Annotated in this window: 25 protein-coding genes and 1 tRNA gene; 14 read left to right on the forward strand and 12 right to left on the reverse strand. The window is 69.7% G+C overall.

The window, feature by feature from the left end:
- Window positions 1–23: 23 nt before the first annotated feature.
- On the reverse strand, window positions 24–902 hold the full coding sequence (locus AOZ06_RS11075; protein WP_054289359.1) for a LysR family transcriptional regulator: 879 nt from the start codon (window positions 900–902) through the stop codon (window positions 24–26).
- An 81-nt stretch (window positions 903–983) separates the two neighbouring features.
- Here AOZ06_RS11075 and AOZ06_RS11080 point away from each other — a divergent pair, with 81 nt between their 5' ends.
- Both AOZ06_RS11080 and pip read left to right on the forward strand, forming a co-directional pair.
- On the forward strand, window positions 984–2,201 hold the full coding sequence (locus tag AOZ06_RS11080) for an MFS transporter (RefSeq protein WP_054289360.1): 1,218 nt from the start codon (window positions 984–986) through the stop codon (window positions 2,199–2,201).
- A gap of 9 nt (window positions 2,202–2,210) precedes the next feature.
- Complete coding sequence (pip, locus tag AOZ06_RS11085; RefSeq protein ID WP_054289361.1) at window positions 2,211–3,161, forward strand: prolyl aminopeptidase; 951 nt, start codon at window positions 2,211–2,213, stop codon at window positions 3,159–3,161.
- Between the two features lie 258 nt (window positions 3,162–3,419).
- Here pip and AOZ06_RS11090 read toward each other — a convergent pair whose 3' ends face one another.
- Window positions 3,420–4,013, reverse strand: a complete 594-nt coding sequence (locus AOZ06_RS11090; protein ID WP_218921969.1) for a TetR/AcrR family transcriptional regulator — start codon at window positions 4,011–4,013, stop codon at window positions 3,420–3,422.
- Between the two features lie 78 nt (window positions 4,014–4,091).
- Here AOZ06_RS11090 and AOZ06_RS11095 point away from each other — a divergent pair, with 78 nt between their 5' ends.
- The 6 genes from AOZ06_RS11095 (at window position 4,092) to AOZ06_RS11120 (ending at window position 9,941) form a co-directional block, all read left to right on the forward strand.
- Complete coding sequence (locus AOZ06_RS11095; RefSeq protein ID WP_054289363.1) at window positions 4,092–4,856, forward strand: SDR family NAD(P)-dependent oxidoreductase; 765 nt, start codon at window positions 4,092–4,094, stop codon at window positions 4,854–4,856.
- 73 nt (window positions 4,857–4,929) lie between these two features.
- The gene (locus tag AOZ06_RS11100) at window positions 4,930–5,982 is read left to right on the forward strand and encodes a DUF7847 domain-containing protein (protein ID WP_054289364.1); all 1,053 of its coding nucleotides are present in this window, start codon (window positions 4,930–4,932) and stop codon (window positions 5,980–5,982) included.
- Window positions 5,979–6,587, forward strand: a complete 609-nt coding sequence (locus AOZ06_RS11105; RefSeq protein ID WP_335338382.1) for a DUF4129 domain-containing protein — start codon at window positions 5,979–5,981, stop codon at window positions 6,585–6,587. The genes AOZ06_RS11100 and AOZ06_RS11105 overlap by 4 nt, the downstream gene beginning before the upstream one ends.
- Window positions 6,584–7,693 (forward strand): DUF4350 domain-containing protein, encoded by a 1,110-nt coding sequence (locus AOZ06_RS11110; RefSeq protein WP_054289366.1) that lies wholly within the window; start codon window positions 6,584–6,586, stop codon window positions 7,691–7,693. Before AOZ06_RS11105 ends, AOZ06_RS11110 begins: the two co-directional genes overlap by 4 nt.
- Window positions 7,693–8,643, forward strand: coding sequence for an AAA family ATPase (locus AOZ06_RS11115; protein ID WP_054289367.1), 951 nt, complete (start codon window positions 7,693–7,695; stop codon window positions 8,641–8,643). The genes AOZ06_RS11110 and AOZ06_RS11115 overlap by 1 nt, the downstream gene beginning before the upstream one ends.
- 5 nt (window positions 8,644–8,648) lie before the next feature.
- Window positions 8,649–9,941 carry a DUF58 domain-containing protein gene (locus AOZ06_RS11120; RefSeq protein ID WP_054289368.1) on the forward strand — a complete coding sequence of 431 codons (1,293 nt, stop codon included), beginning with the start codon at window positions 8,649–8,651 and terminating at the stop codon, window positions 9,939–9,941.
- Here the strand turns inward: AOZ06_RS11120 and AOZ06_RS11125 are convergent.
- On the reverse strand, window positions 9,938–10,945 hold the full coding sequence (locus AOZ06_RS11125) for a stage II sporulation protein M (protein ID WP_054289369.1): 1,008 nt from the start codon (window positions 10,943–10,945) through the stop codon (window positions 9,938–9,940). The genes AOZ06_RS11120 and AOZ06_RS11125 overlap by 4 nt on opposite strands.
- Window positions 10,946–10,980: 35 nt before the next feature.
- Here AOZ06_RS11125 and AOZ06_RS11130 point away from each other — a divergent pair, with 35 nt between their 5' ends.
- Window positions 10,981–11,826: an RDD family protein gene (locus AOZ06_RS11130; RefSeq protein ID WP_236952177.1), complete on the forward strand. Its 846-nt coding sequence runs from the start codon at window positions 10,981–10,983 to the stop codon at window positions 11,824–11,826.
- Window positions 11,827–11,936: 110 nt separating this feature from the next.
- Here AOZ06_RS11130 and AOZ06_RS11135 read toward each other — a convergent pair.
- The 3 genes from AOZ06_RS11135 to AOZ06_RS61235 all read right to left on the reverse strand — a co-directional run bounded on the left by AOZ06_RS11135 (window position 11,937) and on the right by AOZ06_RS61235 (window position 13,284).
- Window positions 11,937–12,009: transfer RNA gene (locus AOZ06_RS11135), tRNA-Arg, on the reverse strand.
- An 88-nt stretch (window positions 12,010–12,097) separates the two neighbouring features.
- A complete protein-coding gene (locus AOZ06_RS11140) occupies window positions 12,098–13,159 on the reverse strand; it encodes a LacI family DNA-binding transcriptional regulator (RefSeq protein ID WP_179950817.1) in 1,062 nt (353 codons plus the stop codon).
- Window positions 13,156–13,284: a hypothetical protein gene (locus AOZ06_RS61235; RefSeq protein WP_257721465.1), complete on the reverse strand. Its 129-nt coding sequence runs from the start codon at window positions 13,282–13,284 to the stop codon at window positions 13,156–13,158. Before AOZ06_RS61235 ends, AOZ06_RS11140 begins: the two co-directional genes overlap by 4 nt.
- 91 nt (window positions 13,285–13,375) lie before the next feature.
- Here AOZ06_RS61235 and AOZ06_RS11145 point away from each other — a divergent pair, with 91 nt between their 5' ends.
- Entirely contained in the window at window positions 13,376–13,825 is a 450-nt protein-coding gene (locus AOZ06_RS11145; protein ID WP_054289371.1) for a MarR family winged helix-turn-helix transcriptional regulator, read from the forward strand.
- Here AOZ06_RS11145 and AOZ06_RS11150 read toward each other — a convergent pair.
- Both AOZ06_RS11150 and AOZ06_RS11155 read right to left on the reverse strand, forming a co-directional pair.
- Complete coding sequence (locus AOZ06_RS11150; RefSeq protein ID WP_054289372.1) at window positions 13,798–14,730, reverse strand: GlxA family transcriptional regulator; 933 nt, start codon at window positions 14,728–14,730, stop codon at window positions 13,798–13,800. The two genes, AOZ06_RS11145 and AOZ06_RS11150, sit on opposite strands and share 28 nt — an antisense overlap.
- Window positions 14,727–15,275, reverse strand: a complete 549-nt coding sequence (locus AOZ06_RS11155; protein ID WP_179950818.1) for a cysteine hydrolase family protein — start codon at window positions 15,273–15,275, stop codon at window positions 14,727–14,729. The genes AOZ06_RS11150 and AOZ06_RS11155 overlap by 4 nt, the downstream gene beginning before the upstream one ends.
- A gap of 180 nt (window positions 15,276–15,455) precedes the next feature.
- Between AOZ06_RS11155 and AOZ06_RS11160 the strand changes: the two genes are divergently transcribed.
- Window positions 15,456–17,318, forward strand: coding sequence for a S9 family peptidase (locus tag AOZ06_RS11160; protein ID WP_054289373.1), 1,863 nt, complete (start codon window positions 15,456–15,458; stop codon window positions 17,316–17,318).
- A 164-nt stretch (window positions 17,319–17,482) separates the two neighbouring features.
- Here the strand turns inward: AOZ06_RS11160 and AOZ06_RS11165 are convergent, their stop codons facing one another.
- Genes AOZ06_RS11165 through AOZ06_RS11175 form a run of 3 tightly spaced genes read right to left on the reverse strand, consistent with a single transcriptional unit; the run spans window position 17,483 to window position 21,359 of the window.
- Window positions 17,483–20,230: an AfsR/SARP family transcriptional regulator gene (locus tag AOZ06_RS11165; protein WP_054289374.1), complete on the reverse strand. Its 2,748-nt coding sequence runs from the start codon at window positions 20,228–20,230 to the stop codon at window positions 17,483–17,485.
- A gap of 14 nt (window positions 20,231–20,244) precedes the next feature.
- Window positions 20,245–20,820 carry a mycothiol-dependent nitroreductase Rv2466c family protein gene (locus AOZ06_RS11170; protein ID WP_054289375.1) on the reverse strand — a complete coding sequence of 192 codons (576 nt, stop codon included), beginning with the start codon at window positions 20,818–20,820 and terminating at the stop codon, window positions 20,245–20,247.
- Entirely contained in the window at window positions 20,817–21,359 is a 543-nt protein-coding gene (locus AOZ06_RS11175; protein WP_054289376.1) for a TetR/AcrR family transcriptional regulator, read from the reverse strand. The genes AOZ06_RS11170 and AOZ06_RS11175 overlap by 4 nt, the downstream gene beginning before the upstream one ends.
- Before the next feature lie 68 nt (window positions 21,360–21,427).
- Between AOZ06_RS11175 and AOZ06_RS11180 the strand changes: the two genes are divergently transcribed.
- Window positions 21,428–22,360: an ATP-binding cassette domain-containing protein gene (locus AOZ06_RS11180; protein ID WP_083471627.1), complete on the forward strand. Its 933-nt coding sequence runs from the start codon at window positions 21,428–21,430 to the stop codon at window positions 22,358–22,360.
- Window positions 22,357–23,094, forward strand: a complete 738-nt coding sequence (locus tag AOZ06_RS11185; RefSeq protein ID WP_236952178.1) for an ABC transporter permease — start codon at window positions 22,357–22,359, stop codon at window positions 23,092–23,094. Before AOZ06_RS11180 ends, AOZ06_RS11185 begins: the two co-directional genes overlap by 4 nt.
- Window positions 23,095–23,108: 14 nt before the next feature.
- Here the strand turns inward: AOZ06_RS11185 and AOZ06_RS11190 are convergent, their stop codons facing one another.
- Window positions 23,109–23,486 carry a hypothetical protein gene (locus AOZ06_RS11190; protein ID WP_157232968.1) on the reverse strand — a complete coding sequence of 126 codons (378 nt, stop codon included), beginning with the start codon at window positions 23,484–23,486 and terminating at the stop codon, window positions 23,109–23,111.
- A 101-nt stretch (window positions 23,487–23,587) separates the two neighbouring features.
- Here AOZ06_RS11190 and AOZ06_RS11195 point away from each other — a divergent pair, with 101 nt between their 5' ends.
- Complete coding sequence (locus AOZ06_RS11195) at window positions 23,588–23,863, forward strand: helix-turn-helix domain-containing protein (RefSeq protein ID WP_054289378.1); 276 nt, start codon at window positions 23,588–23,590, stop codon at window positions 23,861–23,863.
- Window positions 23,864–23,973: the final 110 nt, after the last annotated feature.

A 23,973-nucleotide genomic window follows, 5' to 3' on the forward strand; every position in this document is an offset into this window, starting at 1 on the left:
GACCACAATGGACTCCCGTGGCGTCAGAAGTCGCTCGCGATGAGGTCCAGCAACGTCCGCAGCGCCCGGCTGGGCGGTTTTCCCGCCGCTGTCACCATCGTCATCGGCCAGTGCATGTCGTCCGACAACGGCACGCGGACCACACCCGGCCCGACGGTCATCCCGGCGTCCGGGATGACCGCGACACCCAGCCCTGCCCTGACGTAGGACGGGACCGCGAACATGTCCGCCACTTCGACCCCGACGTGCCGCGGTGTGCCCAAGGCGACGTACGCGCGGTCGATCGCGACCCGGTTGCCGAACCCGTGCGGCGTGTCCACGAAGGACTCCCGCGCCAGCTCGGCGAGGGACACGCTCGTCCGACCGGCCAGTGCGTGGTCCGGCGGCAGCATCACGATGTACGGCCAATCGGCCAGCGGCCGGACGACCAGCCCGCTCAAGTCGGCCTCGGGCAACCCGAGCAGGGCCAGGTCCAGCCTGCCGGAGCGGACGTCGTCGGCCATCCCGCTCGACCCGGTCGCCGAGACTGTGACGTGGATGCCGACGAGCGGGTAGTGCCGGTGGAACGAGCCGAGCAGGCCCGGCAGGTCGAACACCGTGATGTTGGTCATCGTGCCGACCCGGATGGTGCCGCGCAGCCCGGCGGACGCCTCCTGCGCCGCGGCCATCGCGCGGTCGACCGCGTCGAGCGCCGCCTTGGCCTCCGGCAGGAACGCGACACCCGCCGCGGACAGCGTGACGCGTCTGGTCGACCGGTCGAACAAGGTCGTGCCCAGCTCGGCTTCCAGTGTCCTGATCGCGGCGGACACCGTGGACTGCACCGCGAAGAGGCGTTGCGCCGCACGGGTGAAACTGAGTTCCTCGGCGACCGCGACGAAGTACTCCAGCTGACGGGTCTCCACGATCCGATTATCGGCCTTGTCGATAAATAAGGCCAGGATCTTTCGTTGGACTTGATGGATGTGGCGGCTCACTGTGAACGTATGACTCTCACTGCTGCCGCGCGCCCGTCCGCGCCTGCCTGGCGTGTCAGCCACGGCGGCGGCTTCTGGGTGATCGCGGCCGCGTTCACGGTCGCGCTCGCGTTCTCGACCGTGCCGACCCCGCTGTACGGCATCTACCAGCAACGTGACGGGTTCCCGACGTGGGTGATCACCGTCATCTACGCCATGTACGCGGTGGGCGTGGTGGCCAGCCTGTATCTCGCCGGTCACGTCAGCGACTGGTTCGGCCGCCGCCGGGTGATCCTGGCCGCCACCCTCGTCGAAGCCGTCTCCGCGTTGATCTTCCTGGTCTGGCCGGACGTCGCCGGGCTGATCATCGCCAGGCTGATCGGCGGCGCGGGAATCGGGGCGATGGTCGCCACGGCGACGGCGCACCTGTCCGAACTGCGCCTGATCGCCCGCCCGCACGGGGATCCGGCGCGTTCCGGGTTGATCTCGACCGTCGTCAACAGCGGTGGCCTGGCGATCGGTCCGTTGATCAGCGGAGTGCTCGTGCAGTTCGTCGACTCGCCGCTGACCGTGCCGTACGCGATCTTCCTCGGGTTGCTGCTGCTCAGCGCGCTCGCGATCAGCCTGGTGCCGGAAACCGTCGAGCGCACGGAGGAACGCCCGGCCTACCGCCCGCAGGCGATGTCGTTGCCGAAGGACTCGCGGCCGAAGTTCTACGGCGCCGCGACCGGGGCGTTCGCCGCGTTCGCGTTGATGGGCCTGTTCACCGCGCTCGCACCGACGCTGCTCACGTTGGTCTTCGGGCAGCCGTCCAGACTGTTCGGCGCAGTCGCGACGTTCGCGCTGATGGGCGCGGCAGCGGTGGCACAGGTCGTGTTCGCCCGGCTGACGACCCGCCCGCAGCTCCAAGCAGGCTTCGCCTTGATGGCCGCCGGACTTGTCATGGTCGCCGTGAGTGTCCTGACGGTCAGCATGGTGTTGTTCTTCGCCGGCGCGGTGATCGGAGGTGCCGGTACCGGGCTCGCGTTCCGCTCCTCGGTCGCCACAGCGGCTTCGTTGGCCGAACCCGCCGTACGAGGTGAGGTTCTGGCCGCGTTGTTCCTCGGCGCGTACGCGGGCTTGTCGATTCCCGTGCTGGCCATCGGGGTCACGCTGATCTGGCTGCCGAGCCCGGCCGCCGTGGTGCTGTTCTCGGCGCTGGACCTGATCCTGCTCGGATGGGCCGCACGGCGCACACTGGTTCGCTAAGTTGGCCGGATGGCCGGTAGGTACCCAGAAATCGAACCGTACGAGCACGGAATGCTGGACGTCGGCGACGGCAACCAGATCTATTGGGAGCAATGCGGCAACCCCGCTGGGAAACCCGCCGTGGTGCTGCACGGCGGGCCGGGCTCAGGGTGCTCGGCAGGGACACGGCAGTTCTTCGACCCCTCGGCGTACCGGATAGTCCTTTTCGACCAACGAAACTGCGGCCGCAGCACCCCGCACGCCAGTGACCCGGCGACGGACCTGTCGGCCAACACGACCGACCACCTGTTGGCGGACATGGAGTTGCTGCGGTCGGCGCTCGGCATCGACCAGTGGCTGCTGTTCGGCGGGTCGTGGGGATCGCTGCTGGGCCTCGTCTACGCGCTGCGCCACCCGTCACGGGTGTCCGAGATGGTCCTGCTCGGCCTGGCCACCAGCCGGGGAGCCGAAGTGGACCTGCTGATCAACGGACTCGGCAAGGTCTTCCCCGAGGCGTACGAGAAGTTCCGCACGGGCGTGCCGGAACACGCACGGGACGGCAGCCTCGCGGCGGCATACCTGCCACTGCTGTCGCACCCGGACTTCGAGGTCCGCGACAAAGCCGCGCGGGACTGGTGCGACTGGGAGGACGCGATCATCCCGACGGCACCGCCGAGCCTGCGGTACAAGGACCCGGACTACCGGATCTGCTTCGCCCGCCTGGTCACGCACTACTGGAGCCAGGGCTCGTTCGTCGAGGACCGGTACGTCCTCGACAACGTGCCGAAACTGGCGGGCATCCCCGGCGTGCTGGTGCAGGGCGCGATGGACATGACCAACCTGCTCGGCGGCCCGTGGCTGCTGCACCACGCGTGGCCGGGCAGCGAACTCGTGATCACCGACGCGGGCCACGACACCCACTCCCCGGACATGGTCAGCGCGCTGATCGCCGCGACCGACCGCTTCCGCTGTCAGCGCTGACGGTCCAGGCAGTCTTGGGCGCGGCCAATTTCGACAGCACCGGCCGCCCTGGTCACACCGACAGCCGGGCCCCTTCCGCCAAACACCGCCACCAGGGGAGCCCCTGATCTTCATTCAACACCAGGGGTACGACATTTTGCCGCGTCGCGGACGCGGGCAGATGCTGCCCGGCGAGGCCACGCGGATCTCACGCGGGGAGCGCGTGAGATCCGCGTGGTGCGGACTACGCAGCGCACCGCCGGGCTAGGCCTGCACTGCTCACCCGGGCCAAGCGAGCATCGACGAGGCCGCAACCGCCTCCAGGTCTTCCCGTGACGCCCCATCGCGTGCCTGCTGGGACATGCCCTGCAAGGTCGCGGCGGTGAAAACGGCCAGCGCGCGGGCGTTGGTGCCCGCCGGGAGCGTTCCCGAGTCGACATCGGACTGGATGCGGCGTTCCAGGTCGGCCACGTTGGCGTTGCGTTCGTCGCGCAGGTGCTGCTCGATGTCCGCGGAGTCCGGTGTGCAGTTGACCGCGGCGGAGATGATCAGGCAGCCGCGGGGGTGCGCGGGGGACGTGTACTGCGTGGCTGCCTCGTGCAGCATCCGGGCGATGCCTTGCCGGGCGGTCGGTTCCTCCGCCAGGGCACGTGCGGCGAACGCGCCGTGGGTGCGCTGGTACACCGCGACTGCCTCGCGGAAGAGTGCTTTCTTGTCGCCGAACGCGGCGTAGAGGCTCGGTGGGCCGATGCCCATCGCCTTGGTCAGCCCGGCCACCGACGTCGCTTCGAAGCCGTGCTCCCAGAACGCTTCCAGTGCCTTCGCCAGCACTTCGCCGCGGTCGAAGGCGCGGGGCCGTCCTCGTGTCGTCACGCTCACACCCTAATTCTATAGCGCTCGTTTCAAAACAGGCCCTATTTTGAAACGGTCACTACAGAAAGGAGCTGCGCTGTGTCGCTCAAGGGCAAGACCGCGCTGGTCACGGGCGCAAGCCGGGGCATCGGCCGGGGGATCGCGCTGCGGCTGGCCAAGGACGGTGCGCTCGTCGCCGTGCACTACGGCAGCAACGAAGCCGCCGCCAAGGACACCGTCGAGCAGATCGAGGCCGCCGGCGGGCGGGCGTTCGCCGTCGGCGCCGAACTCGGGGTCGCCGGGGACGCCGAGACCCTGTGGACCGGGGTGGACGACGGCCTGCGCGGGCTGGGGGCCGGCGCGGGCGTGGACATCCTGGTCAACAACGCCGGTATCGGGCGCTCCGGCGCCATCGGCGAGGTCACCGCGGCGGAGTTCGACCGGATCTTCGCGGTCAACGTCAAGGCGCCGTTCTTCATCGTCCAGAAGGGACTCGGCCGGATCCGCGACGGCGGCCGGATCGTCAACATCTCCTCGGGCGTCACCAGGGTCGCCTTCCCCGACATCATCGCGTACTCGATGACCAAGGGAGCACTGGACACGTTCAGCCTCACCCTGGCGCAGGCGTTGGCCGACCGGCACATCACGGTCAACTCGGTGTCACCCGGCATCATCGACACGGACGTCAACGCCGAATGGCTGCGCGGCGACCCCGCGGAGTACGCGCGGGCCGCCGCGTTCTCCACCTACAACCGGGTCGGCGAACCCGCGGACGTCGCCGACGTCGTCGCGTTCGTCGCCTCCTCCGACGCGCGGTGGGTCAACGGCCAGGACATCGACGCGACAGGTGGGTCACGCCTCTGACACCTCCGGTGTATACCTGTTGCGAACACCCCTAAAGTGGACGCCACATGAGGGCCGACGCAGGGGGTTCGCGGTGACGGAGAACGAAGGCTGGTCGTCGCCCGACGACAAGTCCGGCAGATCGCAGGATCCCGCGCCGGGTCCCCAGCAGCCGTACCAGCAACAGCCATACCCGCGGCAGCCGCATCCACAGCAGCCCTACCCGGCGGCACCGCCGCCGCAGTGGGGCCCGCGGGCCGCCAAGCCGGGTGTGATCCCGTTGCGGCCGTTGGGGCTCGGCGAGATCCTCGACGGCGCGATCTCGGCCATCCGGGCGTATCCCAAGCAGATGCTGGGGATGTCGGCGATCGCGGCGACGATCTCCAACCTGCTCGGCATCGGCCTGATGATCTTCATCGTCAACGAGACGACGCTGCTCCACAGCGACCTCCCGCTGACGGCGTCCGAGGCCGACCGCGCCGTGGACGACCTGCAACGGGTGCTGACCCTCACCGCCCCGACCACGATCATCACCGTGCTGATCGCCATGGTCGTCAACGGCGTGCTCACCGTCGTGATGGGCAAGGCCGTGCTCGGCCAGCCCATCACCGTCGGCGAGGCGTGGAGCCACATCCGGCCGCGCTTCTTCGCGCTGCTCGGGTTGAGCGTGCTGTACACGCTGATCGTGGCCGCGGGGACGATCGCGTTCGTCATCCCCGGCATCTGGCTGTACATCCTGTTCGGCCTGTCCAGCACCGCGCTGATCCTGGAAGGCGCGAAGGTCGGCACGGCGCTGACCCGGTCGCGGCGGCTGGTCAGCGGCGCGTGGTGGCGCACGTTCGGCATCCTGCTGCTCGCGCTGATCATGGTCTCGCTGATCACGCAGATCGTGCAGATCCCGTTCTCGCTGGCCTCCGGTGACTTCTACAACGCCACCGGGGTCGGGCTCGCGCCCGACTTCGAGGTCGCGATGCTGCTCACGGCCATCGCCGGGATCATCGCGCAGACCATCACGATGCCGTTCACCGCGGGCGTCACCACCCTGATCTACGTCGACCGCCGGATGCGGCGGGAAGGCATGGACATCGAACTGGCCCGCCAGGCGGGCGTCAGCCAGCCGCCGCCGCAACCGCCGACGACCTGGTGAACAACGACGTCCCCGTCGACATCGGCCGCGACGCAGCACGCGACGCGGCCGTGCGGGAGCTGTCGGATCCGGCTTACCGGGACGCCGAGCCGTCGACGTTCGCCAAGGTCCTGCGCTGGGTGCTCAACCTGCTCGACGAACTGCTCAGCGGCATCTCCGGCATCATGCCCGGCGGCATCGTCGGGCTGATGATCCTGGTCGCGTTGATCATCGTCGTGGTCGTCGCCGTCCGGTTGCGCGTCGGCAAACTCGCGCGCTCGGCGGCGAGCGCGTCGGTCTTCGCCGGACGCGAGCTCACCGCCGCCGACCACCGCAGGGCCGCGCTGGCCGCTGAGGCACAAGGGGATCTGGCCGAAGCCGTCCGGGAACGCTTCCGCGCGATCGTGCGCGGCCTCGAGGAACGCGGTGTGCTCGACGAGCGTTCCGGCCGGACAGTCGACGAGGTCGCCCGCGCCGCCGGGGCGCGGTTGCCCCAGCACGCCGACGAGTTGCGTGCGGCGGCGCGCTTGTTCGACGACGTCTGGTACGGCGGCCATGACGCCACTGTGGACGAATACCGCCGGCTCACCGACCTCGACCTGGTTCTGGACGGCGCCCGCCGATGACCGTACAGACGTCTGTTTCCCCCGGCTCGCGCCGGATCTGGCGCGCCGCGCGTGGCCCGGCCCTGATCGGCGCGATCATCGTCGCCGCCGCGATCGTGATCACGTTGCTGCGCGGCGGCGGCACGGACGGAGCCGTCGACCCCGGCTCGGTCACCCCGGCGGGCAGCCGCGCCATCGCGCGCCTGCTGGAGGCGCAGGGCGTGGAGGTCATCCGTGTCGACTCGCTGGAATCCGCGGACAGCACCATCAACGGTGACACGACCCTCCTGATCACCCAGCCCAACTGGCTGGCGCCGGACCAGCTGACCGCGTTGCGGCGCAAAGCCCGCACGCTCGTCGCGATCGGCGCGAGCAACGACGCCTTGACCGCGCTGGCGCCGTCGGTGCGTGAGAACGGCACGGACAGTCCCAAGAACCGCGAACCCGGGTGCGACTTCGCGGCGGCGGGTGTCGCGCGGCTCGGAGGCGTGCTCTACCGCGGCTCTACTCGTTGCTACGACGGGGCTTTGGTGCTGGAGGACGGTGTCACGCTGCTGGGGGACGCGACACCGCTGACCAACGAACAGCTGGACGGCGAAGGCAACGCGGCCCTGTCGATGCGTCTTCTCGGTCAGCACCAACGCCTTGTCTGGTACCTGCCGTCGCTGGCGGACGCCACGGCGGGCGCGGGCGTGACGGAGAAGAGCTTCTACGACCTGGTGCCGGTCGGCTGGTGGTTCGGCCTGGGCCAGGCCGGTGTCGCCGTGCTGCTGTTCATGGTGTGGCGGGCGCGCAGGCTCGGCCCGATCGTCGCCGAGCCGCTGCCGGTCGTGGTGCGGGCGGCGGAAACCACCGAGGGCCGGGCCCGGCTCTACCGGCGCGCCAAGGCCACCGACCACGCCGCCGACGCGTTGCGCGCGGCCACGCTCGGCAGGCTGATACCGGTGCTCGGGCTGCCCGCCGACGCCACGCCCACGGCGATCGTCGAAGGCATCACCGCTCGGACTCGACGGCAGGGCAACGAGATCCACGCGGTCCTCTTCGGACCACCACCGAACACCGAACAAGCGCTCGTCCAGCTCGCGGACGCACTGGACGCCCTGGCTGATGAGGTAGGTTCACACTGATGGGTAACTCACGCGACGCGCTCGTCGCGCTGCGCGCCGAGGTCGGCAAGGCGGTGGTCGGCAACGACGCCGCGGTCACCGGCCTGATCGTCGCGCTGCTGTGCCGGGGCCACGTGCTGCTGGAAGGCGTGCCGGGGGTGGCCAAGACGCTGCTGGTGCGCGCGTTGGCCGGGGCGCTCGACCTGAAGTGCACGCGGGTGCAGTTCACCCCCGACCTGATGCCGGGCGACGTGACCGGGTCGATCGTCTACGACCCGCACAAGGCCGACTTCGTCTTCCGCGAGGGCCCGGTGTTCACCAGTCTGCTGATCGGCGACGAGATCAACCGCACCCCGCCCAAGACCCAGTCCGCGTTGCTGGAGGCGATGGAGGAGCGGCAGGTCTCGATCGACGGCACGCCGAGGCCGCTGCCCGACCCGTTCATCGTGATCGCCACGCAGAACCCGGTCGAGTACGAGGGCACGTACCCGTTGCCCGAAGCCCAGCTGGACCGGTTCCTGCTGAAGCTGACCATGCCGACGCCGTCGCGGGAGGACGAGGTCGGCATCCTGGCGCGGCACGCCGCCGGGTTCGACCCGCGTGACCTCGCCGCGGCCGGGATCCGACCGGTCGCGACCAAGGCGGACCTGGACGCGGGCCGTGCCGAGGTGCTCGCGCTGACCGTGCACGAGCAGGTCCTCGGGTACATCGTGGACATCTGCCGGGCGACGCGGAACTCGCCCGCCGTCCGGCTGGGTGTCTCCCCGCGTGGCGCGACGGCGCTGCTGGCCGCTTCCCGGGCGTGGGCGTGGTTGTCCGGCAGGGAATACGTGACGCCGGACGACGTGAAAGCGCTGGCGCGCCCCACGTTGCGGCACCGGCTGGAGCTGCGGCCGGAGGCCGAGCTGGAAGGCGCGACCACCGACGGGGTGCTGGACGGCGTGCTCGCGGCCGTGCCGGTGCCCCGCTAGAGCCCGTGGCTGTCTCCGGCAGGGCCGGGCTGCTGGCACTGCTCGGCGCTCTCGTCGTCGGCCTCCTGCTGCCGTCGTGGACCGGCATCCTCCTGGTCACCGGCGCGATCCTGGTCGTGCTGGCGGTGGATCTGGCCCTGGCCGGGCCGGTACGCGCGTTGACCTTCACCCGTGGCGGCGACCGGGCGGTGCGGCTGGGCGAACCGGCGTCGGTGACGTTGACCGTGCACAACCCAGGCAGGGCACGGGTTCGGGGTGTGCTGCGGGACGCGTGGCCGCCCAGTGCGGGCGCGTCGGACCGGCACACGCTGGACGTCGCGGGGAACGGCTCGCGGACCGTCACCACCGCGCTGCTGCCAACCAGGCGTGGCAACCGGGTGGCGCACCTGGTCACCGTTCGCTCGTTCGGCCCGCTGGGTTTGGCCGCACGGCAAGGATCCCACGCCGTGGCGTGGACGGTCCGCGTGCTGCCGCCGTTCACCAGCCTCAAGCACCTTCCGTCCCGTCTGGGCCGGTTGCGTGACCTCGACGGCAGGCTGCGCACGCTCGCGCGTGGCCAGGGCAGTGAATTCGACTCGCTGCGCACCTATGTGGCCGGTGACGACGTCCGCTCGATCGACTGGCGCGCGACCGCCCGTTCGACCGACGTGATGATCCGGACCTGGCGGCCCGAGCGTGACCGGCACCTGATGATCGTGCTGGACACCGGCCGCACGTCCGCCGGCCGGGTCGGCGACATCCCCCGGCTGGACGCGGCGATGGACGCGGCGCTGCTGCTGGCCGCGCTGGCCTCCCGCGCCGGTGACCGCGTGGACCTGATCGCCTACGACAGGCAGGTACGTGCCAGCGTGCAGGGTGCGTCCGCGGCGGAGTTGCTGCCGTCCTTGGTCAACGGTATGGCGCCGTTGCAGCCCACGCTGGTGGAGTCGGACGCGTCCGGCATCATCGCGCAGGTGCTGCGCCGCAGCCGGCGCAGGTCGCTGGTCGTGCTGCTGACCGGGCTGGACCCGGATCCGTTGGAGCAGGGCCTGTTGCCCATCCTGCACACGCTGACCGCACGGCACGTCGTGCTGCTCGCGGCGGTCGCGGACCCGCGGGTCAACGAGATGGCCAAGGCGAGAGGCGACGCGGAAGCCGTGTTCGACGCGGCTGCCGCGGCACGCGCGTTGCAGGAACGCGCCCACGTCGCGGGCCTGCTGCGGCGCAGGGGCGTGCACGTCGTCGACGCCGTACCGGACGAACTCGCGCCCGCGCTGGCGGACAAGTACCTGGCGCTGAAAGCCGACGGCCTGCTCTAAGCCGCGGCCGGCAAGGTGTCGCCCGCGTACTTCGCGTCCACGTCGCCTGTCTCCCCGGCGCGGGCGGCGCGTCGGCCGAGGATGAACACGTACGCCAGGAACGCCACCTCGGCGACCACACCGATGCCGATCCGCGCCCACGTCGGCAGACCGGACGGCGTCACGAACGCCTCGATGACACCGGACACGGCCAGCACGCACGCCAGCCCCAGCGCCACGACGGCCACCGCCCTGCCCTGCTCGGCAAGCGCTTGCGGCCGGGGCTTGCCGCGCGGGTCGATGACCGTCCAGCCGAGTTTCAGGCCGATCCCCGCGGCCACGAACACCGCGGTCAGTTCGAGCAGGCCGTGCGGGGCGATCAGGCCGAGGAACACGTCACCGCGGCCGACCGACATCATCAGCCCGCCGCCGACCCCGACGTTCAACGCGTTCGCCCACAGCGCGTAGATCACCGGCAGGCCCAGCAGCACACCGAACATCAGGCAGCTGGCAGCGACCCAGGCGTTGTTGGTCCACACCTGGGCGGCGAACGACCCAGCCGGGTTGCTGGAGTAGTACGCCTCATAAGCACCACCCGGTTTGGTCATCTCACGGATCTCGTCCGGCGCCGCCACCGTGGCCTGCACATCCGGGTTGGTCCCGATCCAGATCGCGATTACTGAACTGACCGCGACGAACACCAGCCCGGCTGGCACCCACCACCGCCAGCCCAGGTACAACGCGGCGGGGAACCGCCGCGAGAAGAACAGGCCGATCTCGCGCCACGCGGGGCTGTGGGTGCCGGTGACCGCGGAACGGGCCCGTGCCACCAATGTCGAGAGCCGCCCGATCAACGCCGGGTCGGGCAGTTCGGTGCGCACGATCGACAGATGCGTCGCTGTGCGCTGGTAGAGCCGCACGAGTTCGTCGGCTTCGGCGCCCCGCAGCGCCCCGCCGCGGCGGACCAGAGCGGCCAGCCGGTCCCATTCGGCGCGGTGCGCGGCAACGAACACATCGATGTCCACACCCCGTACTATTCCGCATTGACCAGGGGGTGGATGTGTCAGATCTCGTCACTGGCGAGGCCGTGCTGCTGGAGATGCGGGTCGCCCGGCTGGCCAGCCGCGGCCTGGCGTTCGCGCTCGACGTGCTGATCCAGTTCCTGACGCTGCTGTTCGTGTTCCTGATCCTCGGCGCGGGCGGCGCGGTCGGCTTCGACGACGCGCTGCAGTCCGCGGTGACGCTGCTGGTGCTCGTCGCCGTGCTGATCGGCTACCCGGTCCTCGCCGAGACCCTGACCAGGGGCAAGACGATCGGGAAAGCCGCAGCGGGCCTGCGGGTGGTGCGCACCGACGGCGGCCCGATCCGGTTCCGGCACGCCCTGGTGCGCGCGCTTGCCGGGTTCTTCGTCGACTTCTGGGGCGTCGGCCTGTTCGGCTGTGTCGCGGTGGTCGTGTCGCTGACGTCCCGCAACAGCCAGCGCGTGGGCGACATGCTCGCGGGCACCCTGGTGGTCAGGGAACGGATTCCCGAGCAGCACCCGGCCCCGGTGTACATGCCACCGCCGCTGGCGCAGTGGGCGTCAGGGCAGAGCGTGTCCGCCCTGCCCAACGACCTGGCGCTGGCGATCCGGCAGTACCTAGGCCGGCTCGACCAGTTGGACTCACAAGCCGCGCAGGCCCTCGGCGACCGCCTGGCCGCCGAGGTCAGCGCGCACCTCGGCACCCCCATCCCGCCCGGCGCGCCGGTGTGGGCGTACCTGTCGGCTGTGCTGGCCGAGCGGCGGGCACGAGAGGAAGCGCGGCTGCAACGCGCGGACCAACCGGCGCCGCAGCCCCTGCCGGACCCACCCGCCGACGCCACGGACGCCGCCTCCGCGAACCACCCGTTCGCGCCACCGGGCTGACGCCCGGGAAAAGGGTTTGCGTGTGGATCAGCGTGGGTAACCCGCATGCGGACCGGTCCCGCCGTCCTCGCGGGAGGACCGGCGATGACGGCTGAGCTGGACAAGAAGGGTGCCCCCGGCAGGACTCGAACCTGCGACCAAGTGATTAGAAGTCACTCGCTCTATCCGCTGAGCTACGGGGGCTGAGGGCGGCAGGGTATCCGCCTTCAGTGGGGTGATCGTTCGACGGCGCCTCAGTGTTTCTGAATCGCACCAGTCTGGGTGAACAAGATCACCGAGGTAGGCGGCCCGCCGGCACCGGTCCGCTGGACGCTCTGGCGACCAGGACGACCGGGATGGTCACCGGGCCGCCCGCCTGTCTGCCGTCCAGCAGGCGAAGTACCTGCTCACCGGTCTGTCTGCCCTTTTCGAGCAGGTCCTGGCGCACAGTCGTCAACGGCGGGTCCGCCCACGCGGCCGCCGGGGTGTCGTCGAAGCCCACGACCGTGAGATCGTCCGGTACCACGAGATTTGTGTCACGTGCTGCCCGGATTGCGCCGATCGCCAGTTCGTCGGACATGCACAGTAGTGCGGTCGGCCGAGGAGACTGGGCCAGTAGCCAGCTCGCCCCGTTGCGGCCGTGTTCACGCAGGCTGTCGGGCGCTTCCCAGATCGGCGTCGAGGCCGGCAGGTGGTCGAGGTAGCCGTTGAGCCGCTCCACCGTGACCTGGAAGTCGGCCGCGTCCATCCGCTCCGGCGTCAACGGGCCGGTGTAGCCGTCCGGTGCGAGGTCGAGGCTGATCACGCCGACGTCGCGATGGCCGTGGCCGACCACGTGCTGTGCCGCGAGGGCCGCGCCGTTGCGGTCGTCGACGCGGACGTCCGCGCCGCTCTGGTCGACCACGACGAGCGGGAGGCCGCGCTGGCGGACCGCGGTGATGGCGGGCGCGTTGTCCGGCAGCGAGTAGGCGATCACGACGTCCGCGTGCACCCTGGCCACCGCCGAGGGGCTGGGGCCGCCGCCGTCCGGGCCGCCCGGCATCAGCACGAGCGACCGTTCGCCGGTGTCGACTGTGGACGCCAGGGTGTCGAGCATGATCGACAGCGCCGGGTCGGAGAACGCGGCCGACAGGCCACGGTCGAGCATCACGGCGACCGCGCCGGACCGCTGGGTGGCCAGGCTCCGGGCGATCGGGTCGGGCCCGGAGTAGCCCAGGCGCGCCGCCGCGCTGAGGATCTCCTCACGCAACCGCTCGGACAGCTGGTCCGGCCGGTTGTAGGCGTTGGACACCGTCGCCCTGGACACGCCCACTTCGCGTGCCACAGTGTCGAGCGTCGGTCGCCTGGAACTCACGGGCAAAGCGTACTGACCTGCCCGCGAAGGACGGGCAGGAGTTGCTCCTCCTCGAACGCGAGATGATCTTCCGGCTGGTCAGCGAGCTGTCGCGGCATGGCCTGCCCGCGTTCCAGGGTGGTCACGGCAGCTTCCTGGATAGCATGAGCCGGACAGTGATTTTGCTTTGAAAGCAAAGCAGCTATGCGTTCAAAGGGTATTTGCGGAGGGGTGGCCATGTCAGCGGGCCTGGAGGTCGACGACGCCGTCCGGGCGTTGCTTCTGCTCATGCCGCGCATGGCCGGCCGGATCAAGCGGATCAAGGTGCCCGGCGAGCTGCAGTCCTTCGCGCTGGCGCCCCGGCACCTGTCGCTGCTGTCCTACCTGGTCTTCGACGGCCCGATGACCGTGAACGACCTGGCCGGACGGCTGGAGGTGGCACCGGCGACGGTCAGCCTGATGATCGGCGACCTCGGCCGCAAAGGCATCCTCGAACGCCGTGAGGACGACCACGACCGGCGCCGCCGGATCGTGAGCATCACCGAGCGGCACCGTCCCGCCATCGACGAGTGGCTCGCCCGCGGCGCCACGGCGTGGCAGAACGCGCTGCGCCCGCTGACCGCGGAGCAGCGGCGGATGTTCATCGACACCCTGCTGGCCTACGAACGCGGTGTCGCCGACGCGTAACCAGGCCGGGAACGCAGACGGCGGAGCATGCGCGCGTCCTCGAAGCCGACCATCCGCGCGGCGGACTCGACTGTTGTCCCATGCCCGATGAGGTGTTCGGCGCGTTCGACACGCAACGCCTGCTGATACCGCAACGGCGTCATGCCCGTGGCGCGTGTGAACAAGCGTGTGACGGTCCGCTCACTGCAGCCGCTCAGGCGCGCGAGTTCGGCCAGCGACAGCCGGTCCGTCATCCGCGTCTCGATGATGTCCTGGATACGGTGCACGGCCTCGTTCACGTGCGACCTGTGCCGCAGCAGAACACTGGCTTGATGCTCGCCGCCGTTGCGGCGCGCGTACACGACCATCGTGCGCGCGATCGCGGCGGCCGCGGTCGGTCCGTGGCGCGTGGTCACCAGGTGCAGCGCCAGGTCGATGCCACTGGCGATCCCGGCCGAGGTCACCACCCGGTCGTCCACGACGTAGAGCACGTCACGGACGACCGAGGCGTGGGGATAGCGGCGTTCCAACTCGTCCTGCAGCTCGTGGTGGGTGGTGCAGCGGCGTCCGTCGAGCAGGCCCGCCCGGCCCAGCACGTCCGCGCCCGAGCAGACACTCGCCACCGTCCCGCCCGCCGCGTGGTGCTCACGCAGCCACGCCAGCGTCGCGTCGGTCAGCACCCCGGTGCCGGCCAGCCGCGGCGACCGCCACCCGGGAACCAGCACGAGATCGGCCGGGCACAGCGAAGGCAGCTCCGGTTCGGCCCGCAACATCACGCCCTGCGCGCTGGGCACGTCGGCGTGCTCACCCACGTACCGCAGCTCGTAGCCCAGGCCGAGGTCGGCCGCGCTGGAGTACACCTGCGCGGGCCCCGAGAGGTCCAGCAGGTGCAGGCCAGGCACGAGCAGGAACACCACTCGGGTCACGATCCGGTCAGCTCCGCCACGCTCCTTATCGTCGCAAACCGACCGGCCAGCGCATACTCCGTGCGTTCGATGATCTCCTTGGTGCCGAGCACAGCACCGGTCTGCCAGTGCGGCAGCGGCGTGGTCGCGGTGGCGTCGGTCACGAACGTCATCTCGAAGCCGAGGTCACTGCCCACCCGGGTGGTGGTCTCGCAGCACTGCTCGGTGCGGATCCCGCTGACCAGCAACTCGCGGATGCCCAGCGAGGTCAGGGTCTGCTGCAGACTGGTCGTGGTGAACGCGTTGTGCGACGTCTTGGTCAGCACGGGCTCGCCCTCGCGGGGTGCCAGCCCGTCGATCAGCCGGACGTGCCCGCTGGCCGGGTCGAACACCGTGCCGGAGCCGGGCTCGCTGTGCAGCACCCACACGACGAGGTCGTTCTCCGCCCTGCTCATCTCGACCAGCTGGTTCACGTCACCGACGATGTCCGGGTTGGACACCTCGGTCCAGTTCGGCCGCTGCCTGAACGATTCCTGCACGTCGATCACCAAAAGCGCCTTGGTCATACCCCAACCCTCGCCGATCGCGGCCCACGCGGGAAGGCACGTCACGGCCGCGATGCGGACGGATCCGGTCACGCGCGCCGCAGCCGGGAACAAACCTTGCTGTCACGACAAGCGAGGCCGTATCAGCCATATGTCAGTGCCCGCGAGCCCCGTATCAGCACGCGCGGCGACGGTGGTGCCATGACTGGATACGACACCGCGCACCGGTTGCTGGCAGCCAACCGGCCGAACCTCGTGCGGGACGCGGCGATCATGCCCCCGTGGGCCGTACCGCCCGGAAATCCCATGGAGATCCCGGCGCCGGACGGGTCGGCGGTGGTGTTCCGCCGTGACCACAACCTGTGGACCCGCGTCGACGGCGACGAACACCCCCTGACCTTGGACGGCGACATCGACCACGACTACGGCGCCAGCCCGGACTACTACATGTACGCGGATGTGTTCACCAAGATGGGTCTCCCGCACGCGCCGCCCGCGGCACTGTGGTCCCCCGACTCGACGAAGGTACTGACTCACCGCACGCTGCAGGAGGGCATACGCCGCAAGCACCTGTTGTCGTTCGACGGGCTGCGGTCGAAACGCTCGGCGCTGCCGGGCGACGAGGTAGTCCAGTGTGCCCAGTTCGTGGTGATCGACGTGCGAACCTCAACCGTGTTGCGGGCCGACGCCGAGCCCGTCCCGATGCCGATGCTGTCGCCGATCCAGATGAAATGGGCGTGGTGGGCAGGCGACGCCGTGTACTTCCTCGCAGGCGGTGACGGGTTGCGCCTACAGCGGGTCGACCCGGCAACGGGTGACGTACGAACAGTGGTGCACGAAACCGGACCCACGCGGGTTGTGCCGACCCAGTTCCCGATGCTCGGCCCCGCGGTGCATGTACTGCCGTCGGGGGAGGTGCTGTGGTACTCCGAACGCGACGGGTGGGGGCACCTGTACCGGTACGCGGACTCCGGTGAGTTGCTCGGGCAGGTGACGTCCGGCGCATGGCTGGTGAAGCAGGTGCTGTGGGCCGACTCGTCATACGTGTACTTTCTCGCCGCCGGGCTTGTGCGGTCGGACCCTTACCGCGGCACGGTGTGCCGTGTCCGGTTGGACGGAACCGACTTCGCGCGAGTGACCGACGACGATCTGGACCACGTGGTCTCGGTGTCACCGGACGGCTCGCGTTTCCTGGACACCGCATCCACGACAGACACCCCACCCGTGCACACACTGCGTTCGTGGGACGGTCGGGTGCTGTCGGAACTGGGCCGTGCCGACATCACGGGGTTGGTGGAGACGGGGTGGGCAGCGCCGGAACGGTTCAGCGTGAAGTCAGCCGACGGCTCGACGGACGTGTATGGCGTGCTGTACCGCCCGCACGGGTTCGACCCTGAGCGCAGTTACCCCGTCGTCGACCACACGTATCCCGTTCCGCTCACCACACGGGTCAGCGCGGGCTTCGACGCCGGATGGCACGGCTATGACGCGGAGGCGCTGGCAGCCTTGGGCTTCGTGGTCATCGCGATGGACGGTCGCGGAATGCCAGGGCGGGACAAGGCGTTCTTCGACGCGTCCTACCAGAACCCGGCGGCCGGGCTGGACGACCACGTGGCCGCGTTGCGGCAGTTGGCGGAGACACGGCCGTGGATGGATCTCGGCAGAGTGGGCATCTGCGGAATCTCCGGCGGCGGTTACGGCACAGTGCGGGCGATGCTGGACTTCCCTGACGTCTTCACCGTCGGAGTGGCCCTGGCAGGCGTGTGTGACCTGCGCTACACAGACCCGGCGAACACAGACATATACGGCCCCTACGACCCGGCGGTGGCTGCCCGGTTCTCCACAGTGGAGTCAGCGGAGCGGTTGGCGGGCAAGCTGATGCTGATCCACGGCGGCCTGGACGACCAAGCACCGCCGGAGCAGACCTACCGATTGGCAGAAGCCCTGATCGCCGCGGACAAGGACTTCGAGATGCTGGTTGTTCCGGGCGCGGATCACGTGTTCACCGGCTACGAGGCCTACGTCCACCGCCGCACCTGGGACTTCCTCATCCGCAACCTGTAACCAGGGCTACGTGTGACCGCGGTTTGCAACCACCGCTGCCCAGAACCGCCGCAATCAACCACTTCAGCCCATGACCCCGCAGCCCGAAAACCTGCAGCCCATAATCCTCGCAGACCGCCATGATCTCCCGGCAAATCCCGCCATCGGGGAAACCCTAATTCGATTCAAGCACGAAGGTCTGACAGTTTCGCCTGGATCCGGGCGGCGTCGGGGTTGGTGAGGTCCGGGGTGCCCCGGACCTCCACCGACTGCGCCAGCAACCGGGCAGCCTGCGCCGCATCACCCGCGCGCAAAGCTTCATCGGCATGTCCAATAAGGACGTGGGCGACCAGGGGAGCGCTCCGGGTACGCCGTGCCCACGCCAAAGCGTCCCGGCGGTCACCCAGCAGATACCCGCGCAAGTCGAGCAGCAACGCCCGGAAACCCCAGTTCACGGCAAGCCCTTCCACCGCTGCCTCGGCCCTGGCCAGTGCGGCACGTGCGCCGTCCATGTCGCCGGACCACCGGGCGATCCCGGCACGTGTGCACGCCGCGGCGGTGAGAGCTTCCGGCAGTCCGATCCGTGACGCGTCACGCTCGGCTCTGCGCAACGCGTCGGCCGAGCGTGATCGGTCGCCGCGCAGCCACAGCAACTGGGCGAGCCGGAGCCGGGGTTTCCACGCGTCCTCGCTCGGCACGATTTCCTCGGTGACGGCAATGGCTTCCTCGTATCCGGCCACCGCTGCGGTCAGGTCACCGCGCCACGAGGCCTGGTCGGCGATGCCTGCCAGGCAGTGGGCGATTCCCCAGCGTTCGCCGATCGCCCGGAACCCGGCCAGGGCGGCGCGCATCCCGGCTTCGCCGGGATGACCGGTGTTGACCGACTCCGAGGCTTGGAACAGCCGCGCCATCGCCTGCGCCCACGGGTCGTCCGGTTCGGCACCGGTGACCAGTCGCACGATCGGGTGCCGCCCGCCGAGGTGCCGTGCGGTGGCGATCCATTCCTCGGCGAGTCGTTCGTCACCGTTGCCGAGGAAGTTGAACTGGGCGACGGAGGCCAACGCGGTCGCGCGTGTGTCGTCGTCGACCTCGCCGGGCAACGTCAACGCGCGGGCGCCGAGTTCGGCGCCGAGAACTTCGCGGCACCGCAGCGACCATTCGAGCAGCCAGTACCAGCCCGCCGCCGCCGTCAGCCGGATACCGACGCTCGCGTCGGTGGCGTGGCGCAGGGCGGTGTTGATGTTGTCGTCCTCAGCGTGGATGCGGGGCAGCCACTCGACTTGTTCCGCACGCCGCAGGTGCGGGTCGGCGGTCTCGCAGAGCGCGATGAAGTACGACGCGTGTGCGCGGTACGCCGCGTCTCGGTCGGTCAGTTTCTCCAGGCAATAGGCCTTGATGGTGTCCAGCATCCGGTAGCGCCCACCCGCGATGACGAGTGACTTGTCCGCCAACGCCGTGAGAACACCCAACGCGTCCGCGCCACACACGGTCTCCGCTGCTTCGAGTGTGGCGCCGCCGGCGAACACGGCGAGCCCGCACAGCACGGCTTTCTCCCGCTCGGACAACAGGTCCCAGCTCCAGTCGATGACCGAGCGGAGCGTCTGGTGGCGTGGCAGGGCGGTCCGGCTGCCCTGGGTGAGTACGGCGAAGCGGTCGTGGAGCCGTGCGGCCATCTGCTCGGCGGGCATGGTCCGCAACCTGGCCGCCGCCAGTTCGATCGCGAGCGGAATACCGTCCAGCGCTCGGCAGATCCGGACAACGGCCTCGGTCGCCACGAAACCCGGGTAGGCGCGTTCGGTCAACAGACGGACAGCGGGATACGACAACGCGTCGGCCAGCCGCGTGTTCTCAGGGGGAAGTTCGAGCGGCTCGACCACGCGGACTGCTTCGCCTGTGATGGCAAGGGGTTCACGGCTGGTGGCGAGGATCCGCAGTGCGGGGCATTCGCCGAGCAGCTTGTCGGCCAGGTGGGCGACGCGGTCCACGAGGTGCTCGCAGTTGTCCAGCACCAGGAGCATGTCACGGGTGCGCAGCGCGGCGAGATCCCGGATCCCGAGTGCGGTGAGGATCGCGGCGGGAACCTCGTCGGGGTCGGTCAGCGCGGCGAGTTCGACCAGCCAGACCTCACCGGGCAACGCCCGCGCTGCTTCCACCGCCAACCGGGTCTTCCCGCACCCGCCCGGTCCGACGAGGGTGACGAGCCGGTGCTCACGAACGAGGTGCCGGACTTGCGCGACATCCGCGGTCCGTCCCACGAAACTCGTCAGCGCCGCACGCAGGTTCGTCTCCGCCGTGCCATGGAGGATCTCCGAGTGCAGCGCGGCCAGTTCGGGCGACGGATCGGCGCCGAGTTCCTCGGCGAGCGCGGCGCGTGTCCTGGCGTACAGGGCGAGCGCGTCCGCTGCCCGCCCCGCCGCGACCAGTGCGCGCATCAGCGCGCCGACCAGCTTCTCCCGCAACGGGTTCTCGGCGACGAGAGCGGTCAGCTCGGAGACGGATCCGTCCTGTTCGAGCGCGGCGAACCGCATCTCCTCCAAGCGCGCGACAGCCGCCGCGAAGTACTCCCGGTCGCGCACGTCCGCCAGAACGGGCCCGCGCCACAGGTCGAGCGCCTCCCGCCACTGTCCACCGCGGACGAGTTGTTCGAACCGGCAGGCGTCGACGGTGTCCACGGCCAGTGCGTACCCGTTCGGGTGTGCCTCCACTGTGATCCCGGTCTTGCGCAGCCGGGAAACCAACGCCTGCACGGCGTTGCCCGGCCGGTGCGGCTGTCGCCCGCCCCACACGCCGTCCACGATCCGCGTGACCGACACGGGGTTGCCGGGCTCCAACGCCAGGACGGTCAGCAGCGCGCGCAGCCTCGCGCCCGGCACCGGGATGCCGGCGCCGTCCGCGCTGTGGACCTCCAACGGCCCGAGCAACCCGATCCGCACAGGTCGATTGTTCCTCACGATGATGTGCGCGCGTGCCCGATCAGCTCGTGGAACCCCGGGGTGGACGCGACCAGCAAGGTACCGTCCCACAGCCGCCCGGCCTCCTCGCCGAGGGGAACCCGGGACAGCACGGGACCGAAGAACGCGGCACCGTCCACCGCGATGATCGGCGTGCCGACGTGCGGCCCGAGCTGGGCCATGGCCTCGGCGTGGGAGGCGCGCACAGCGTCGTCGTACTCCGGTCCGGCGGTGGCGAGCACGGTCGGCAGACCGGCGCGGTCCAGTGCACGTTCGAAGTCGCCGATCCAGTCCTCAGCGCCGTTGTCCTTGTTCCACAGCTCGGTGTAGAACCTGCCGAGCGCTTCGTGGCCGTGCTTCTGCTGTACCGCCGCGCAGACACGCACCGGGTACCAGAGGTATCCCTCCGGGTCGCCTTCCGGGTCGTCATCGCGGCCTTCGTTGAGCACGGACAGGCTCATCACGTTCCAGCGCACCCTGACCGGCCGGACTTTGGTGACCTCGATCAGCCACCGTGAGGTCACCCAGGTGGCCGGGCAGGACGGGTCGAACCAGATGTCGGCGGTCGTCATGCGAGGATCCCCCGCTCGAGTGTGCGGATCACGGTCGCGGCGACGCCGTGCCGGGACAGGTTGCCCTTGCTCACCTCGTCGATCCCGGTGTACACCAACGCCCACAGCACGTGCTGGATCCACCAGGCGGTCGACTGGTCGTCGAAGACGCCCTCGCGCTGCCCTCGTTCGATCAGGTCCATCACGGGGTCGGCGCTTGGCGGCTGCTCGGGTTGGTCCACGCCGTACTGCTGCATGACGTGCGGGTCGTTGAACAGGAACACCAGCCGGTCGCCGACGCTCAGGTACGCCGTGACGAGCCGGTGCAGTGCCTCGACGGGTGGGCCTTCGTCCAGTCGTGCCTCGCCGATCGCCTCGCCGATGACCTGCGCCGAGTCCTCCACCGCCGCCTTGATCAGGGTGTCGCGGTCGGCGTAGTAGCGGTGCACGGTCGTGCGGCCGACGCCCGCGGCGGCGGCGATCTGGGGGAGGGTGGCCGTGCGGTCGCGGGCGAGCACGGACGCGGCCGCGGCGAGGATGGCGGAACGGGTTCTCTCCACTCCTAAGTTGTACCATCAAAGCCGAAAGTGGAACGTCAACGTTCCATTCCTGTAGTACGGTGTTCCGCATGGCAGTCATGACAGCCGGCCTTGTCCGGCATTTCCGGATGAAGAAGACCAAGGTGGAGGCGGTCCGCGGGGTGGACATGGACATCGGCGACGGCGAGCTGGTGGCGTTGCTCGGCCCGAACGGCGCGGGCAAGTCGACGCTGTTCCGCATGCTCACCACCCTGCTGCCGCCGACCGCGGGCACCGCCACCGTCGCGGGCTGTGACATCACCCGCGACCCCGACGGTGTACGCGCCCGCATCGGTTATGTCGGGCAGAACCACAGCGCGGGCGAGAACTTCCGCGTCCGCGACGAACTCGTCACGCAAGGCCGCAGCCACGGCATGACACGCGCCGGCGCGGCCCGGCGCGCCGACGAGGTCCTCGACCTGCTCAGCCTGACGCCGTTGGCCAACCGCACGCCGAACACGTTGTCAGGCGGGCAGCGGCGCCGCGTCGACATCGCCATGGGGCTCGTGCACCGCCCGGCCCTGCTGTTCCTCGACGAGCCGTCCACGGGTCTGGATCCGCACAGCCGTGCCGAGATCTGGGACCACATCCTGCGGTTGCGGCGGGAACTGGCGATGACGCTCGTGCTGAGCACCCACTACCTCGAGGAGGCCGACCGGATGGCCGAACGGGTGGTGATCATCGACCACGGCCGGATCATCGCCGACGGCACCGCGGACCGGCTGCGCAAGGACCTCGCGGGCGACCGGATCGTGCTCACCCTGGACAACCGGGCCGACATGGCCAGGATCGCCGAACCGTTCGACGCGCACGGCGACACCGTCCACATCAGAGTCCCGGACGCGGCCACCGCCCTGCCGCGGCACCTGCGCGCGCTCGACGCGGCAGGCGTGAAAGTCGTTGCCGCCCAGGCTCTCCAGCCGACGCTCGACGACGTGTTCCTCGCGCTGACCGGCCGGCGCATCGAGCAGGAGGCCGCGTGAAAATCTTGCGCGACACCATGACCGTGTTCTCCCGCGAGGCCACGCCCGCGTTGCGTGACCCGGTCGGCCTCGTCTTCGCCATGGGCCAGCCGCTGCTGTTCCTGTTGCTCTTCGGGTCGCTGCTTGACGACTCGTGGCAGTGGTTCGTGCCCGGCATCCTGGTGATGATGTGCCTGGTCGGCCCGATGGGCGCGGGTCACTCGCTGCTGATCGAGCTGACCGGCGGCTCGATGGAACGGATGATGGTCACGCCGCTCAACCGGACCGCGATGCTGGTCGGCCGCGACCTCAAGGAATCGATCACCTTGCTGGTGCAGGCCGTGCTGATCGTCGCGCTGGCGATGACGCTCGGGTTCCGGCTCCACCCGGCCGGTGTGCTGGCCGCGCTGCTCATGCTGACCGTGTTCGGCATTGGGCTCAGCTCGTTGTCGTTCGTCCTCGCCATCCGCTCACAGCCGAGCGGCGCCTTGTTCTGGGTGGTCACGCAGACGCTGATGTTCCCGCTGACGCTGCTGTCGGGCGTGCTGCTGCCACTGGAACAAGGACCGGCGTGGCTGCGCGCGGTCGGCGCGGTCAACCCCGTCTCGCACATCGTCGACGCCCAGCGCGCGTTGTTCTCCGGGCGGTTCGACGACATGTCGGTGCTCTACGGCGGGGTGGTCGCCGTAGTGGTCGCGCTGGTCGGCCTGGTGGTGGGGACCAGGGCGATGCGCCGGGGTGTCACCGGCGCCTGATCACCGGTACCCGATCACGGGGTGGTGAACCACCGGGCGTCGATCCGCGACAGCAGCAGCCGGAAGTCCGGGCGCCGCTTGGCTTCCATGTCGAGCATGAAGTTGATGATCTGCTCGACGGTCGCGGACTCCGCGTCCAGCATCGGCCGCCGGTAGGTGTACGTCCCGCCCGCCAGTACGCCGTCGACGTCACCGGGGGTCCAGCCCAGTCCGTCCTCGATGCGGATCTTGGCGTCCTCGGTGAGCGTCGACTCCGGCTTGTTGCGGATCCGGCGCAGCGTGGGGTCGGAGATGTCGCCGCGCTTGGCGACGTCCTTCCACTCCAGCTTCTGCTCGAGGCGTGAGCGGTTCATCAAGGCGGCCAACCGCTGACGATCCTCATAAGCGCTCATCAGCGCACACTAACGCGATTCGTTGTATTTCGCAGGGATCTCCGCCGGATTGGCCGGTGTCGACTTGTTGGGAGCGCTCGTGAGCGTTACTGTTCCCGGTTATGTCCCGGACATCGCTGACTCTTCCTTTCAGTGCGGCCCGGCTGCGTACCTGGCGAGAACGCGCCGGGCTGACCCAGCAACAGCTGGCCGACAAATGTGGCCTTTCCAGATTCCAGATTTCCCGATGGGAGACAGGTGAGGCGAAACCGGAACCGGCCTCGCTCGCGCCGCTCGTGCGCGGCCTGGCCGGGGCGCTGCGCGGGCAGATCGGCGGCAAGAGCTCGTTCGAGCTCGACGACCTGCTCGACTGGACGGTCGTCCGGAGCCGCGATTGAACAATTGCCGTCGATAGGATTCCTTGTTCGAGCTTCATGAGTTGGTCCTCTCTCGGGCAGGGAATGTGGTGGCCCGCTCCGGCAGGAGCGGGCCACTTCTGTGTGTGGCA

The organism is Kibdelosporangium phytohabitans (assembly GCF_001302585.1).
Classification (GTDB): Bacteria; Actinomycetota; Actinomycetes; order Mycobacteriales; family Pseudonocardiaceae; genus Kibdelosporangium; species Kibdelosporangium phytohabitans.